This window comes from Shewanella sp. S1-58-MNA-CIBAN-0166 (genome assembly GCF_040310085.1).
Lineage (GTDB): Bacteria > Pseudomonadota > Gammaproteobacteria > Enterobacterales > Shewanellaceae > Shewanella.
Genome location: NZ_JBEOPN010000007.1, coordinates 95,653 through 110,595 on the forward strand (window position 1 = coordinate 95,653; position 14,943 = coordinate 110,595).

Here is a 14,943-nt window from a genome sequence, read left to right on the forward strand (position 1 = left end):
ACTTATTATTTATTGGCATATTGTAACCATTATAAACAAAAAAAAGCCGCTAAAAAGCGGCTTTTATTACAACTTGATAAAAATACAGGTTGGAGAATAAATAAACCTGTAATTTTTACTCTTATTTAGCCATGTGCTTCGGCTAAATATAACCAAGTGTCAATGACCGTATCAGGATTAAGTGATACAGAATCAATACCTTGTTCAACTAACCATGCAGCAAAGTCGGAATGATCTGATGGGCCTTGGCCACAAATTCCCACATAAGCACCTTTTGCTTTAGCCGCTTTAATGGCCATTGAAAGCAATGCTTTTACTGCATCATTACGCTCGTCAAACAAGTGACTGATGATTCCTGAGTCACGATCAAGCCCTAATGTTAACTGAGTTAAGTCATTTGAGCCGATAGAGAAACCATCAAAATGCTCAAGGAACTGGTCAGCTAGCAAGGCATTTGAAGGTAGTTCACACATCATGATAACGCGTAAGCCATCTTTACCGCGCTCTAAGCCTTGCTCTTTCAGTAACTCAATGACTTGAGATGCTTCATTGACGGTACGAACAAATGGAATCATCACTTCAACGTTGGTTAAGCCCATTTGGTTACGAACACGTTTAATCGCTTCACATTCAAGCGCGAAACAATCGCGGAATGATTCAGAAATATAACGGCTAGCACCACGGAAGCCCAACATTGGGTTTTCTTCATCTGGCTCGTAACGGTCACCACCTACTAAGTTTGCGTACTCGTTCGACTTAAAGTCAGACATACGTACGATCACTTTCTTCGGATAGAAAGCCGATGCAATAGTGGCAATACCTTCAACTAAACGCGCAACATAAAACTCAACAGGCGAGTCATAACCCGCGATCATTTCGTTGATTTCATTTTGCAGTTCAGCAGTCTGACCGTTGAAATCTAGCAAAGCTTTAGGGTGAATACCAATCATGCGGTTAATGATGAACTCTAAACGCGCTAAACCGACACCTTCGTTAGGCAAACGTGCAAAATCAAATGCGCGATCTGGGTTACCCACGTTCATCATAATTTTCATTGGCAAAGGAGGTAATGTATCAACACGGTTAGTGATGATTTCAAAATCTTGTTTACCTGAATAAATTAAACCGGTATCACCTTCTGCACAAGATACTGTGACGATGTCGCCCGTTTTGATACGGTCGGTAACATCACCACAACCTACTACAGCGGGTACACCTAATTCACGTGCAATAATTGCAGCATGGCAAGTACGACCACCACGGTTGGTCACAATCGCACTAGCACGTTTCATGATAGGTTCCCAATCTGGGTCTGTCATGTCGGTCACTAACACGTCACCGGGTTCAATTTGGTCCATTTGATCAATCGAGGTTAATACCTTCGCGATACCGGTACCAATTTTATGACCAATTGCACGACCTTCACAGATCACGTCACCCTTCGTTTTTAAGTGATAACGTTCAATTAACTGGACATCTTCACGACTACGAACCGTTTCTGGACGAGCTTGAACAATATACAACTTACCGTCGTTACCGTCTTTTGCCCATTCAATGTCCATCGCACGGCCATAATGCTTTTCAATAACCATTGCTTGCTTAGCAAGCTCCATGACTTCGTCATCGTTAATCGAGAAAATACGACGCTGTTCAGCAGAAACATCTTCAATTTTAACTTGCTTGCCATGGCCAGCATCATCAGAGTAAACCATCTGAATCAACTTACTGCCGATATTTCGGCGCACAACAGCTTTATGCCCTTGCGCTAAAATCGGTTTGTGCACATAGAATTCGTCTGGGTTAACCGCGCCTTGTACAACCATTTCACCTAAACCAAAAGATGAAGTGATAAAGACAACGTCATTGTTTCCTGACTCAGTGTCCATGGTAAACATCACACCAGAAGCTGCTTTGTCTGAACGTACCATACGTTGTACGCCAGCAGATAAAGCCACACCTTGATGTTCGTAACCTTGATGAACACGATAAGAAATTGCACGGTCGTTAAAGAGCGAGGCATAAACATGCTTAATTGCTAGCATGACCGCATCAAAACCTTTAACGTTTAGGAATGTTTCTTGTTGGCCTGCAAAAGAGGCATCTGGCATGTCTTCAGCGGTAGCTGATGAACGCACTGCAAATGACGCTTCTTGAGTTTCGCTTGACAACTGCTCGTAAGCTTCACGAATAGCGTCTTCTAATGCCGGCTGGAATGGGGTTTCAATAACCCACTGTCTGATCTGCGCACCTACTTTTGCCAGTTTATTGACATCATCAACATCCAATGTCGCCAGAATGTCAAAAATCTTCTGGTTAACTCCACTTTGTTCAAGGAACTCATTGAACGCATGCGAGGTCGTTGCAAAACCGCCAGGAACTTGAACCCCTGCATTAGCCAGATTGCTGATCATCTCTCCAAGGGATGCATTTTTACCGCCAACCTTGTTTACATCGCCCATGCCTAATTCTTGATACCAGAGTACGTATTGCTGCACAGTTTTATCTCCGCAAGTTTTTATTTCAGTGGCCACTTCACACGAGGGCAAGAGCATCTTACACTCCCATACAACAAGCGTAAATCTATAATTTTATTTGTAATTTTATTACTACAAGAGGTCAGAATGACACCAAAAGTATTCTATATTTCAGATGGGACCGCGATCACAGCAGAGGTTTTTGGACATGCCGTACTTTCGCAATTTCCTATAGAATTTGAAGCACTTACGATTCCATTCGTTGAAACAATTCAGCGAGCTCAAAAAGTTAAGCAACAAATAAATGATTGTTTTATTACAACAGGCGAAAGGCCGCTTGTGTTCCACTCAATCATTAATCCTGAGATCCGCAATGTGATTTTTTCGAGTGAATGTGTCGATTATGACTTTTTGAACACCTTTGTTGCGCCACTAGAACAACACTTAGGGGTACAAGCTAAGCCTTTATTACACCGAACTCATGGTAAAAGTAACCATGGTTATGAAACCCGTATCGATGCGATTAACTACACCATGGAGAATGATGACGGCCAAACCATGAAACATATGGATAAAGCTGACATTATTTTACTAGGCGTGTCTCGTTGCGGTAAAACGCCATCAAGCTTATATCTGTCAATGCAGTTTGGTATAAAGGCTGCAAACTACCCGTTTACTGAAGATGACATGGATAACCTCAAGTTACCTGAAGCATTGAAACGCAACAAATCAAAGCTCTTTGGCTTAACCATCGATCCTCATCGTTTGCATGAGATACGTCAAAGCCGCATGGAAAATAGCCGCTACTCTTCATTAAGACAATGTCGACTTGAAGTGAAAGAAGTCGAAATGCTGTATAAAAAAGAACGTATTCCCTTTGTAAATACCACCAACCATTCGGTTGAAGAAATTGCCACCAAAATTCTTGATATCACCGGTTTAGAACGTCATATGTTCTAATTTATAAACAATCATTTTTTGCATGAAATAGAATGAAAAACCACCAAAAGACGAACTTAACCCAGGTTGATTCGTCTTTGCCTTTTACGGCAATCTGTTTTTTAACCGTTAGAATCCGAGGCTAAGCCTCGCATCTTGAACTTCTTTGGGTATATAATCCCGTTCAATATGATGCAGATGCATCTCACGATTTCTCGGTAATATGCATGACAATTAAAACAGATGAACTCAGAACAACCTTATTAAGCAAAGTTATTTCTCCTGCTCAGTTGGCTTCAGAATATCCATTAACGCAAAATGCTGCAGACTACTTGGTTGCGCAACGTCGTGAAGTAGAAGCAATTATTGCCGGAGAAGATCAGCGCTTACTGGTCATCATTGGCCCTTGCTCAATCCATGACACTAAAGCAGCACTCGAATATGCAGAGCGTTTGTCGGCCTTACATCATGAACTAAAAGATGACTTGTGCATTTTAATGCGGGTGTACTTTGAAAAACCTCGTACCATTGTGGGTTGGAAAGGCTTAATTTCAGATCCAGATTTGGACGGCAGCTTTAGCCCGAATAAAGGCTTGCGAATGGCGCGTCAGTTATTACAACAAATCACTGAACTCAAGTTACCTATCGCCACTGAGTTTTTAGACATGGTAAACGGCCAGTACATCGCAGACCTTATTACCTGGGGTGCTATTGGTGCACGTACTACTGAAAGCCAAATTCACCGCGAAATGGCTTCTGCATTGTCTTGCCCTGTTGGCTTTAAAAATGGTACTGACGGTAACATCAATATCGCTGTTGATGCTGTACGTGCCGCACAGGCGCCGCATATTTTTTACTCTCCAGATAAAGACGGCGCTATGGCGGTTTACCGTACCCACGGCAACCCATTTGGACATATTATTTTGCGTGGTGGTAAAACCCCAAATTATTCAGCTGAAGATATTGAAGTTGCACGCGCACAGCTTGAACAAGTGGGCGTAACTCAACGTATGGTGGTTGATTTTAGCCATGGTAACAGTGAGAAACAGCATAAAAATCAGTTAAATGTTGCCGATAGCATTATGGCTCAGCTGCGCAGTGGTAGTACCGCAATTGCAGGTATTATGGCAGAAAGCTTTATGATTGAAGGCAACCAGAAAGTGGTTAAAGACGAACCATTAGTGTATGGCCAAAGTATTACCGATGCGTGTTTGCATTGGGCTGATTCTGAAAAACTTTTACGTGATTTAGCTCAAGCTTCGAAAGAACGCAAAGCCTTACTAGCACAGTAATCGCCCTACTACCGGTTAATGGGCTAGCACACCAAAGCTAACTCAATCCTGTTTATATATCGGCTGATATCGACACTGTATAATATTGTTTAACAATGCCAGTCCCCAGGACTGGCATTGTTGTTTATACGTCTCTATCAATAACGTTAATCCTCTTCGAGTAAAGATGCTTTTGACAACACAGAAAATTGTTCACTAATGACCATAAAGCTATCGACCAATTTAGGGTCAAAGTGTTTGCCTTTTCCTTCAAGAATCAACGCCATCGCTTCTTCATGACTAAAAGGCCTTTTGTAACATCGTGGTGAGGTTAATGCATCGTACACATCGACTAATGCTACAATTCTGGCTGACAACGGGATAGATTCGCCTGCTAACCCATTAGGATAACCACTGCCATCCCACTTTTCATGATGGGCGCCGGCGATGTCACGTCCCATTCTTATAAATGTACACTGAGGGGCATACGCTAATAAACTGTTAAGCACTTTTTCTCCAATCACTGGATGAGCCTTAATCTGCTCAAATTCTTCTCCCGACAAGCGCGCTGGTTTTAACAAAATATGATCGGCGATACCCACTTTGCCAATATCATGCAAAATGGCTGAGAGGCTAATTTCTTGAATAAAAGCGTCAGTTAACTCTTCTGGAACATGTTCATCGGTTAATCTTTGTTTTGCCAGCATATTGGCATACTGCTGCATTCTAATCAGATGCGCACCGGTTTCATTATCACGATACTCTGCCAATTTAGCTAAGCCCATAACCGTTGCCGTACGAGAGGCTAAAGTGGACTCTAATGAGTGAGTTAACTTACCCAATAAATAAGAGGTCGACTGAGTCACTATTGCATTAGTGACGAGAAAGTTAATCACCACTACGTACCAAATTAAGGTTGAAAACCCGTTTATATCAGGCCATACAACAAGCTCATAATGATAAGCGATACCGATTAATAATAACGATATACCATTAGCCACCTGGGCCCATACCGCCATTTTTTCGCCAAGAAGAATACTGCTCAAAGGAGGGAAAACGAATAACCAGAAAAAACCTGCCCCAGAAGGGCCAATAGCGAGTAAAAACCCGATGCCGATACCAAATGCAAGATAACACCCTATGGTAAATTTTTGTGTATCGCTAATTCGTGGATAAAACAAAATGAATAATAATACCCCGTAAGCCACAGTATCAAATAGTGCCATGCCCCAAAGGTTTTGAACAATACACAGATATACGCTGGTGATGTAAATCGGGATACATAACAAAGCCAACACACTAAACAGTCGCGTGAAAATGATCCGACGCCATATTGGTAAACCATCATCAAAACCATGTTGAATAAGCGGTGCTGTTAACCGAGATGACATATTAATTCCTTTTAAAACGATGTAAATCTAACACCATTACATTCCATTAATCGCGCAAACAGACTTATTTAGATGACCGAGTCGTATAAATGTCAGATCGATTTAAATAACAATATGAGTCAGTAATACGCCAACCTAAGTATTGTTGCTAGACAAGCATTAAGCAAAACTAGGATTAAAATTAATCCATAAAACCAATATTCAACTCATATTCGATTATGATTGTCATTAATTTGGGTGCTTACCATTGCCAATAATCCATAATATTAGCGAAAATATTGACGTTTCATGACGGTGTGATGCGACAATTAACACGCTATAACAAAAAGTAACGTTAGCCACAAAGCCAACGTTACTCCATCACTCCCCACCTATAATAAGGATGTTGTTATGCAAAGTTCGTCTCGTAGTGCTGCTATTTTCGGAATATTAATTGCACTGGGCTTAGGCGCATTAGGCGTATTACTCAAACAAGCCATTGTTGAGTACAAGTTACTCGACCGCAGCGTCACGGTAAAAGGCCTGGCAGAAAATGAATATCCTGCCGACATCGTCATTTGGCCGATACAATTCACCGCAGCCAATAATAATCTCGATGAACTCTACAAACAGCTTGAAACACAAAACAACCAAGTGGTTAACTTTTTAGCCGAACAAAATATCGATCCCAAACAGATCACTCTCGCCGCGCCCACTATTACCGATAAATTGGCGCAACAGTATGGTGGAAATCAACCAATAGAATTGCGCTATACGGCGTCGCAAACCATTACGGTATATTCTAATGACATAGATAAAGTTCGCGGGGCTATGCCTCAATTAACTGAGCTAGGTAAAATGGGAATTGTTTTCTCACAAAATAACTATGATGCCCAAGTCGAATATATTTTCAGCCGCTTAAATGACGTTAAACCGAAAATGATCGAAGAGTCGACCACTAATGCACGTTCAGTTGCTGAAAAATTTGCTACCGATTCACAAAGCCGATTAGGTAAGATAAAAAAAGCGACTCAAGGACAATTCAGCATTAACAATAGAGATAAAAACACTCCATATATTAAACAGGTACGGGTCGTATCTACCATCGAATATTATTTAGCGGATTAACACCATGAAACAATCAATCATTAGAGCCGTTTTCGGCTGTATGAGTTTAATCAGCGTATCACTAATGGCACAGACGCCAATCGTTGCTCCGATTGCGCTTAACAATACCGCCGTAGATAGCAAGAGCAATCAAGTTATTTTTATTGTCAGACATGCCGAAAAACTTGCAGGCAAAGACCCTAGCTTATCCGCACAAGGACAATTAAGAGCCCTGCGTTTAGCTAAAGTTCTATCCAGTACGCATTTAGATAAAGTGTACACAACCGACTATAATCGCACCCGTGAGACAGCCACCGCCGTAACGCAAGATCAGCAAGTGGATTTAAGTGTTTATGACCCACGTGATATGGCGGCATTTACCCAACATCTATTAACTCAACAGGGTAGTATTTTAGTGGTCGGACACAGTAATACTTCAACAGATTTAGTTGAAGGTCTCGGGGCAGAAAAACAAATACCCATTGCAGATGCAAGTGAGTTTGATCGCTTATACATAGTGACCCTCAATGCCAACAAGCAAATGGTTTCTACTGTGTTGTTACGCTATTAACGGGTCATTGAAAGTGAGTAAATGATAGCTGGTAAATGATTGTGAGTGAGTGATGGTTTTTAGCAAAATATAGAGCAGACAAATAGGAGACGGACATGAACCCAATTAAATGTGAGATTTACGATTATATTGAGATCATCTGTTTGTATCGCTATAGGGTCAAACTAACATTAACAGATGGAACCCATCTTCAAGGTCAATTTGATCGAACATTGTATGTCAGTCGCAATCAACAAAAACATGAAGCCATTGCGGGCATTAATCAACAACAGCAAGCGATTGAAGTGATATTAACCGATATCACTTCAATTGATGTTCTCAGCAAAAATGCCTCATTTAGCCATATCTCGTTAATCGAATAGTTTACTCTACCCAACTCATCGGAATATGTACCCTAAAGGCCCGCGAAATTTGGCCCTTGGGTGACTAAACAGGCGCTACGACATCGACAGAGATCCGCGCAATACAGTATAATACGCGGCTTTTTTCGCTGAATTCTTTGTTGAACTGCATAACATTAGGTAGTTGTATGTCCCTTGCTCAAAACCCTGCTCAAACTCAAAACCATTTCCCTGATGACATTGCTGCACGTATTGCTCAATCAGAAGCGCGCGTTATAAAGGCTATTTTCCCGTCTAATACCAATCACCATAACACCTTATTTGGTGGTGATGCTTTAGCATGGATGGATGAAACAGCCTTTATCGCCGCCACCCGTTTTTGTCGTAAATCATTAGTGACCGTCAGTTCTGACCGTATCGATTTTAAAAAAGCGATACCCGCAGGCAGCTTAGCAGAGCTGATTGCTAATGTGATTCATGTTGGTAATACATCACTCAAAGTTGAAGTGAACATTTATGTCGAAGATATGTACAACGATCATCGAGAACATGCAATACGCGGAGTATTTACTTTTGTTGCGGTAGATGAAAACAGAAACCCAACCCAAGTGTGGCCACACAATTAATACACCCTTGCTAATGTAGTCAGATAGATGGCTGCATTAGCACTTTATTTACTCGACTAAAGTCTATAATTTTACGGTTTTTATTCAAATCAATCACAATGTGACATAAAGCAATAGAATACTCGATTACTTTTCTGTTACATTGAGTTTATCTTCACGTGCAACATAGAATAAAAAACGCCATGAAGCTCGAAAATTTAAACATCATCATTGCAGATGATCATCCATTATTCCGTAATGCCTTAAGGCTAGCGCTGAGTAATGCGTTTGAACAAACTCAATGGTTTGAGGCCGATAGTGCCGAAGCGTTACAAAGGGTTCTTGATCAAAAAGAGACCCCATTTGACTTAATCCTGCTGGACCTACAAATGCCTGGATCGCACGGTTACTCAACCCTGATCCACCTTAGAACTCATTATCCAGATATCCCCGTAGTGGTGATATCTGCCCATGAAGACATCAATACCATCAGCCGAGCGATACATTATGGCAGTAGCGGATTCATTCCTAAATCTGCGTCAATGGAAGCGTTGGCAGAAGCATTAAATGCGGTGTTATACGGTGATATTTGGTTGCCAAAAGGTACTCAAATCGTGCCAGTTTCTGATGACCCAACCGATAAAATGGCCAGCCGATTATCAGACTTAACCCCGCAACAATATCGCGTGTTACAGATGTTTGCAGAAGGGTTACTCAACAAACAAATTGCTTATGATTTTGGGGTATCAGAAGCAACCATCAAAGCGCATGCCACGGCGATATTCCGTAAACTGGGTGTTCGCAATCGCACTCAAGCGGTGATAGCATTGCAGCACTTAGAAATGGACAGAATTGATATCTCGTAATGCCTCAATCATTATCGCTACAACAGCTGCCTTTTTCACAAGCGTGTGAAAATAATAAACAGCCTATCTTAACCCTATTGGCAGAGTGGTTTGCCAATAGGCAACATATACTCGAAATAGGCAGTGGTACAGGCCAACACAGCGTCTATTTCGCTGAACACCTTCCTCATGTCCGCTGGCAACCAAGTGACCAACAACATTATTTACCTACCCTACAAGCTCGGCTCAATTTGCAAACACAACCCAACTTACAACAGGCAATCGGGCTTGATGTCACTCAACCATGGCCCCTGCTTGTATCTGATATAGATGCCATATTCAGTGCTAACACCTTGCACATTATGAGTAAGCCAATGGTTGAAGCGTTCTTTGCTGGCGTTGGTAGTGTATTGCTTAATTCAGGCTCATTAGCAGTTTATGGTCCCTTTAATTATCAAGGCCAATTTACCAGTGACAGTAATCAACAATTCAATTTATGGCTGCAACACAACAACCCTGATAGTGGTATCCGTGATATTGAATGGATCTGCCAGTTAGCACAACAACAAGGGCTAATACTTCAAGAAGACATCGCCATGCCAGCCAATAACCGTCTGCTACATTTTAGTAAATAACCTCAACTCTACATTAGAGATGGGTTAAATCGATACAGTGTGATGATTTCAAATCTGTAATATCAAAACGCGTTATTTTGCTAACAAGGCGAATTGAACTCGTAATCGCTTATCTATGGCAAGTGATGCAATGCTTGGTACTGAATCAATAGCGGTTTGATGTTTACTTATTGACTAAAGTTGACCGTTAACACCTCTAAATCATCCAAACGATTAGTGACTTACTTGCCAAAAACCTTGTAAGCTATCGACTAGAGTCAAAATACACAAGGACACACACTATGGGTTCGGTTACCACTAAAAGACATCCCAATGGTCTTGATTATGTTGCTGTTGACACAGCACTTTGCCAAGCACGTATTTTTATGCAAGGTGCACAAATAGATCAATTTATACCTGTAGGTAAAGCACCACTATTATGGGTTTCAAGTGCAGATGATTACCAACCTGGTAATGGTATCAGAGGAGGAATACCCATTTGTTGGCCTTGGTTTGGTATGAGCGACACTCCAGGGTTTCCGCAGCATGGTTTTGCTCGAAACAAAACCTGGTCGCTTGAATCCGTCAAAATGCGTAACCAATTAGTAGATTTAGTTTTCACCCTGCCCGCCAGTGAAATGGATAAACAATATTGGCCCCATAATACCCAAGTAAAGGTGTTATTCACCTTAGGCGAAACCTTATCAGTCAGCTTGGTGAATACTAATAATGGAAATGATAACGTGAAGCTTACCCAAGCATTGCATAGCTACTTTCCTATTGAAGATATTCATCAATTGCAAGCGAGTGGCTTTAGCGGGTCACAATACATTGAATTTGGTGAAGGGCCATTTAAACAAGTCGATGATGTCGTTAAATTTGAACGAGAAACCGACAGGGTTTATACCCTATTAGGTGATACTCAGGAGTTACATACACAAAATGGCACCATTGTAGTCAGTCGCGAAAACAGTCAATCAGCGGTTCTTTGGAACCCTTGGATAGACAAGTCGATGCGCCTTTCACGCTTTAATGCAGACGATTACTTAACCATGGTGTGCTTAGAAGCCGCTAACGTGTTGGAAGACTGCGTGGTGTTAGCACCTGGACAAAGTCATACATTAACCACTCATATTGGCTGGAAATAACACACCTAATTGAGTGAGATAAACAGCCATTCAGAGAACGTCATAGCTTTATAATAGAAAAGGCAACCTAGGTTGCCTTTGTTACTTTCAAATATCCATTTACGATTTCAATACTCTGCCCAATACCATCATAAGCAATTCAACAAGCAACCTCTGATAACCGATAACTGTTTAAGTTAATATTAACTAATGCTTCTATTTTTAGATTTTTTAAACAAGCCAAACCAAAAGGCTGTTTCAAGCAATCCACCTGCCACAAAAAAAGTCACCGCTCCCGTTTGGCTACCGGCTAGATAACACGTTAGTGCAAGCACAATTAAAGTGACTAACAACAATAATCTGTAGGTACCTGTCATATTAATTTCTCTCAATCCTATACATGCACTGTTCAGCAATAGTAACAAAACCTATTGATTACATTACCGCTTTATTAAACCACGAGTCAACTAAACTCTCGCCAATAAAAAAGGCAGCCGAAGCTGCCTTTGTTGCAATCTAACCTTAGCTCGGAATAATAAATGGGTACCCCATCTATTAACCTAAATTGAGTTTAATTAGTTTGCAGTAACTTCACAACCTAGTGGGCTGTTTGAGTTTTCATAAACAATGTCACCTATTGGCGCATAGTCAGCGGCAGCAATAGTGCCTTTGTCTTTGAAGAAAGTGTATAACACTTCAGCATCAACATAACCTGTTTGGATTGGGTCTAATGTTGGATAACCGTCACCGCCAGCAGCATTAAAGCTTGGTACAGTGAAGCTATATGAATCAGTGGCACTGTAATCTTTACCATTAATTTCACTGATAGCTACTGTTTGCGCAGTACAATCAACCGTCATTTTCACACCAGTGATTTGGGCATAAGCACCAGAACCACGTTGGAAAGATGCTACAGTATTAAGATACTCAGTGACTTCTGCACCTGTCATAGTGCTCAACGTTACCATGTTGCCAAAAGGCTGCACAGTTAACACGTCACGATAAGAAATATCACCCGCTTGAATAGAAGCTCGTACGCCACCAGAGTTCATCACGCCGATATCTGCACCCACTTTAGTACGCTGTGCTTCAGCAACTAAACGACCTAAGTTAGTTTGCATATTACGTACATTTGCACGCTCACCGTCTAATAATGCATCTGTAGTAGCAATAATCTCATCAAGTTGGCCTTGACCACGTTCTTGGTAATAAGAAAGTAGTGCTTTTAAATCTGCATCGGCTGTGATTTCATCAGCAACTAAAACTTTAGTTTTGTTACCTTCAGCATCTTCAACCGTTTTCTTCAAATTAACCGGAATTAACTTGTAGCTTGCAAGATGAAGCTCACCGTTGAAATATTCAAAATCAGCACGGCCAACATACTTACCCCATTCATGAGCTTGCATAATGTAAGTGCCATTTTGCATGTCAGGAGTACAAGCGTCACCAGGAGCAAACTCTGCATAGTCGTTAGTATCTGGTTCCATACATACAGGGTTTTGTGAGTGACCACCAATAATGGCACTTAAATCACCTGCAGCTAGTGCGCGAGCTAATGTTACATCGCCAGGAGCATTACTACCATTTTGCGCATCAGCATAGTGACCCATATGAGTCGTTGCGAAAATTAAATCAGCGGTATCTGCAGCTTTAATTTCTGCAATCACTTTAGCTGCTTCAGTTGTTGGGTCAGTAAAGGTTAAATCTTTAATAAATTCTGGGTTACCGATTTTAGCCGTGTCTTCGGTGGTTAAACCGATAACAGCAACACGAACACCGTTAACGTCAAACACTTTATAAGCATCAAAATAACGAGTACCGTCTGCTTTATAAATGTTTGCCGCAAGCATTGGGAAGTTTGCTACTGAACGTTGAGAATCTAATACTGCTAATGGGTTATCAAATTCATGATTACCGACAGCCATTGCATCATAGGCAATTTCGTTCATACCGATAAAATCTGGTAATGCATCTTGTAAATCTGATTCTGGAACACCTGTGTTGATGTCACCGCCAGATAGCAATAACGTTTCGCCACCGTTTGAACTGACTTCAGCACGAATTTGGTCGATCAACGTCTTACGCGCTGCCATACCATATTCGCCATCACTGTTAGACCAAAAACGGCCATGGTTATCATTGGTGTGTAATACTGTGAATATTTTACAATCTGCACCTGCTTCGGCACATGTTGTTGGTGCTACGACTGCTGTATTGTCGTCGTCACTGCCACAACCGGTTAACGCTGCTAGTACAGCCGTTGCGACTAATCCTTTGATTAACATATTTGTCATGATTTACCCCGATGTTATAATTTATATTTTTAAATCCGTGAATTATCCTATTCACGGCCAGAATGATAACAAAGATTGGCGGATTTTGATGTCACTTTTATGACAGAATGTGATTTTAAATACACTATTTAACAGCAGCTTACCCTTTAACAATTCCCTGAGAAAAACAATAACCATGTTAATGGGCTTGTTAATGCAAAGTAAAAAAATGGCTTAAGCATTTTTACTGCTAAGCCATTTAAATAGATTGGTTTTTTAAATACTACGTAACATCATCGATTATCCCAAAACAAGAACAATACTTATTTGCATTATTTCAAAACTTGTTGTAACCATTGACCAATATCAACAAGTTGATTAGGTAATACGCTGTGAGCCATAGGATAGGTTTTCCAAACACTCTGATAACCTGCTGTTATCAGAGCATCATGTGCCATTTTCCCCGCAAACATAGGGACTACATCATCTTGCTCACCATGATTTTGGAAGATGGGAGTATGAATATTGGCGTCAGCAAGTTGCTCTGGCAATGCTTCTCCACTAGGTAAATAACAAGATAATGCCATAATACCTGCCAGTTTTTGTTCAAAACGCAGACCGGTAAACAAACTCATGACTCCGCCTTGACTAAAACCCGCTAAGACTATTTTATCTGCTGGTATACCGCTGCTGATTTGATCGACGATTAGCTGACGTATTGCTTGCTCAGACGCCATAACACCTTGGATATCTGCACGGTCATGCAAATCCATGCTTTTGATGTCGTACCATGAACGCATCACAAACCCGCCATTAATCGTCACAGCTTGCTCTGGTGCATGAGGGAAAATAAAACGAATACTATGCTGACTATTTAAGCCTAATACTGGTACTACTGGTGCAAAACCAGCACCAGAATCGCCTAAACCATGTAACCAAATGACACAAGATGTTGCAGGTGATTGCGGTTCAATCACGATTTTATCTAACTGAGCAGTCATATTTATTAATCCTATCAATACAGTCACAATATTAGTGGCTATCTTACGTTAATTGATTTTTAACATCGAACGATTCACGTTTAAACATCATAAATAATCTAGTGTATTCAGATAGATTTATGACTAATGGCTATTGTGCGTGGATCCCGGTGTGATCAAGTAACGCCTCTAATTGCGCTGGATTATCAAGTTTGAGACTCCACCGCACCGTCCCCGCATCGGCAACAATCACTAAACCTTGATGAAAACAGCTAATATCATCTACTGACGCAGCAAGCACCAGTTGACTATCATGAAACCGGCATTGAATCTCATGCACAGTGACAATAATTTTACCCAAAGAAAAATCAATAACCATAATAACTCACTGTAAAAACAAAAATCCCAAGTATTCACTTGGGATTT

Annotated in this window: 15 protein-coding genes; 9 read left to right on the forward strand and 6 right to left on the reverse strand. The window is 41.0% G+C overall.

From position 1 onward, the window contains the following. Positions 1–125: 125 nt before the first annotated feature. Positions 126–2,495 carry a phosphoenolpyruvate synthase gene (gene ppsA, locus AAEY99_RS06500; protein WP_101087220.1) on the reverse strand — a complete coding sequence of 790 codons (2,370 nt, stop codon included), beginning with the start codon at positions 2,493–2,495 and terminating at the stop codon, positions 126–128. Between the two features lie 126 nt (positions 2,496–2,621). Here ppsA and ppsR point away from each other — a divergent pair, with 126 nt between their 5' ends. Together ppsR and AAEY99_RS06510 are read left to right on the forward strand one after the other, a co-directional pair. Next, on the forward strand, positions 2,622–3,434 hold the full coding sequence (gene ppsR, locus AAEY99_RS06505; RefSeq protein ID WP_101086934.1) for a posphoenolpyruvate synthetase regulatory kinase/phosphorylase PpsR: 813 nt from the start codon (positions 2,622–2,624) through the stop codon (positions 3,432–3,434). A 206-nt stretch (positions 3,435–3,640) separates the two neighbouring features. After that, positions 3,641–4,705, forward strand: coding sequence for a 3-deoxy-7-phosphoheptulonate synthase (locus AAEY99_RS06510; RefSeq protein ID WP_101086933.1), 1,065 nt, complete (start codon positions 3,641–3,643; stop codon positions 4,703–4,705). A 146-nt stretch (positions 4,706–4,851) separates the two neighbouring features. On the opposite strand, the gene AAEY99_RS06515 is transcribed toward AAEY99_RS06510, so the two are convergent. Further along, positions 4,852–6,075 carry an HD-GYP domain-containing protein gene (locus tag AAEY99_RS06515; protein WP_351009722.1) on the reverse strand — a complete coding sequence of 408 codons (1,224 nt, stop codon included), beginning with the start codon at positions 6,073–6,075 and terminating at the stop codon, positions 4,852–4,854. Positions 6,076–6,465: 390 nt separating this feature from the next. On the opposite strand from AAEY99_RS06515, the gene AAEY99_RS06520 reads away from it, so the two are divergent. The 7 genes from AAEY99_RS06520 to AAEY99_RS06550 all read left to right on the forward strand — a co-directional run bounded on the left by AAEY99_RS06520 (position 6,466) and on the right by AAEY99_RS06550 (position 11,285). Next, positions 6,466–7,182 (forward strand): SIMPL domain-containing protein, encoded by a 717-nt coding sequence (locus AAEY99_RS06520; protein WP_162023308.1) that lies wholly within the window; start codon positions 6,466–6,468, stop codon positions 7,180–7,182. Positions 7,183–7,186: 4 nt separating this feature from the next. Next, on the forward strand, positions 7,187–7,732 hold the full coding sequence (locus AAEY99_RS06525; protein WP_162023309.1) for a SixA phosphatase family protein: 546 nt from the start codon (positions 7,187–7,189) through the stop codon (positions 7,730–7,732). A 95-nt stretch (positions 7,733–7,827) separates the two neighbouring features. Further along, positions 7,828–8,094, forward strand: coding sequence for a Rho-binding antiterminator (locus AAEY99_RS06530; protein WP_162023310.1), 267 nt, complete (start codon positions 7,828–7,830; stop codon positions 8,092–8,094). A gap of 167 nt (positions 8,095–8,261) precedes the next feature. Beyond that, positions 8,262–8,699 carry an acyl-CoA thioesterase gene (locus AAEY99_RS06535; RefSeq protein ID WP_101086928.1) on the forward strand — a complete coding sequence of 146 codons (438 nt, stop codon included), beginning with the start codon at positions 8,262–8,264 and terminating at the stop codon, positions 8,697–8,699. Positions 8,700–8,881: 182 nt separating this feature from the next. Continuing rightward, positions 8,882–9,544: a response regulator transcription factor gene (locus AAEY99_RS06540; protein ID WP_101086927.1), complete on the forward strand. Its 663-nt coding sequence runs from the start codon at positions 8,882–8,884 to the stop codon at positions 9,542–9,544. Beyond that, entirely contained in the window at positions 9,544–10,158 is a 615-nt protein-coding gene (locus AAEY99_RS06545) for a DUF938 domain-containing protein (RefSeq protein ID WP_101086926.1), read from the forward strand. The genes AAEY99_RS06540 and AAEY99_RS06545 overlap by 1 nt, the downstream gene beginning before the upstream one ends. Positions 10,159–10,439: 281 nt before the next feature. Further along, positions 10,440–11,285: a D-hexose-6-phosphate mutarotase gene (locus AAEY99_RS06550; RefSeq protein ID WP_101086925.1), complete on the forward strand. Its 846-nt coding sequence runs from the start codon at positions 10,440–10,442 to the stop codon at positions 11,283–11,285. 182 nt (positions 11,286–11,467) lie between these two features. Here the strand turns inward: AAEY99_RS06550 and AAEY99_RS06555 are convergent, their stop codons facing one another. The 4 genes from AAEY99_RS06555 to AAEY99_RS06570 form a co-directional block, all read right to left on the reverse strand. Next, positions 11,468–11,641, reverse strand: coding sequence for a hypothetical protein (locus AAEY99_RS06555; protein WP_174839642.1), 174 nt, complete (start codon positions 11,639–11,641; stop codon positions 11,468–11,470). A 198-nt stretch (positions 11,642–11,839) separates the two neighbouring features. Further along, entirely contained in the window at positions 11,840–13,558 is a 1,719-nt protein-coding gene (gene ushA, locus AAEY99_RS06560) for a bifunctional UDP-sugar hydrolase/5'-nucleotidase UshA (protein ID WP_101086924.1), read from the reverse strand. A 311-nt stretch (positions 13,559–13,869) separates the two neighbouring features. After that, complete coding sequence (locus tag AAEY99_RS06565; protein WP_351009727.1) at positions 13,870–14,538, reverse strand: alpha/beta hydrolase; 669 nt, start codon at positions 14,536–14,538, stop codon at positions 13,870–13,872. 130 nt (positions 14,539–14,668) lie between these two features. Beyond that, positions 14,669–14,896 carry a DUF3389 domain-containing protein gene (locus AAEY99_RS06570; RefSeq protein ID WP_101086922.1) on the reverse strand — a complete coding sequence of 76 codons (228 nt, stop codon included), beginning with the start codon at positions 14,894–14,896 and terminating at the stop codon, positions 14,669–14,671. Between the last annotated feature and the right edge of the window lie 47 nt (positions 14,897–14,943).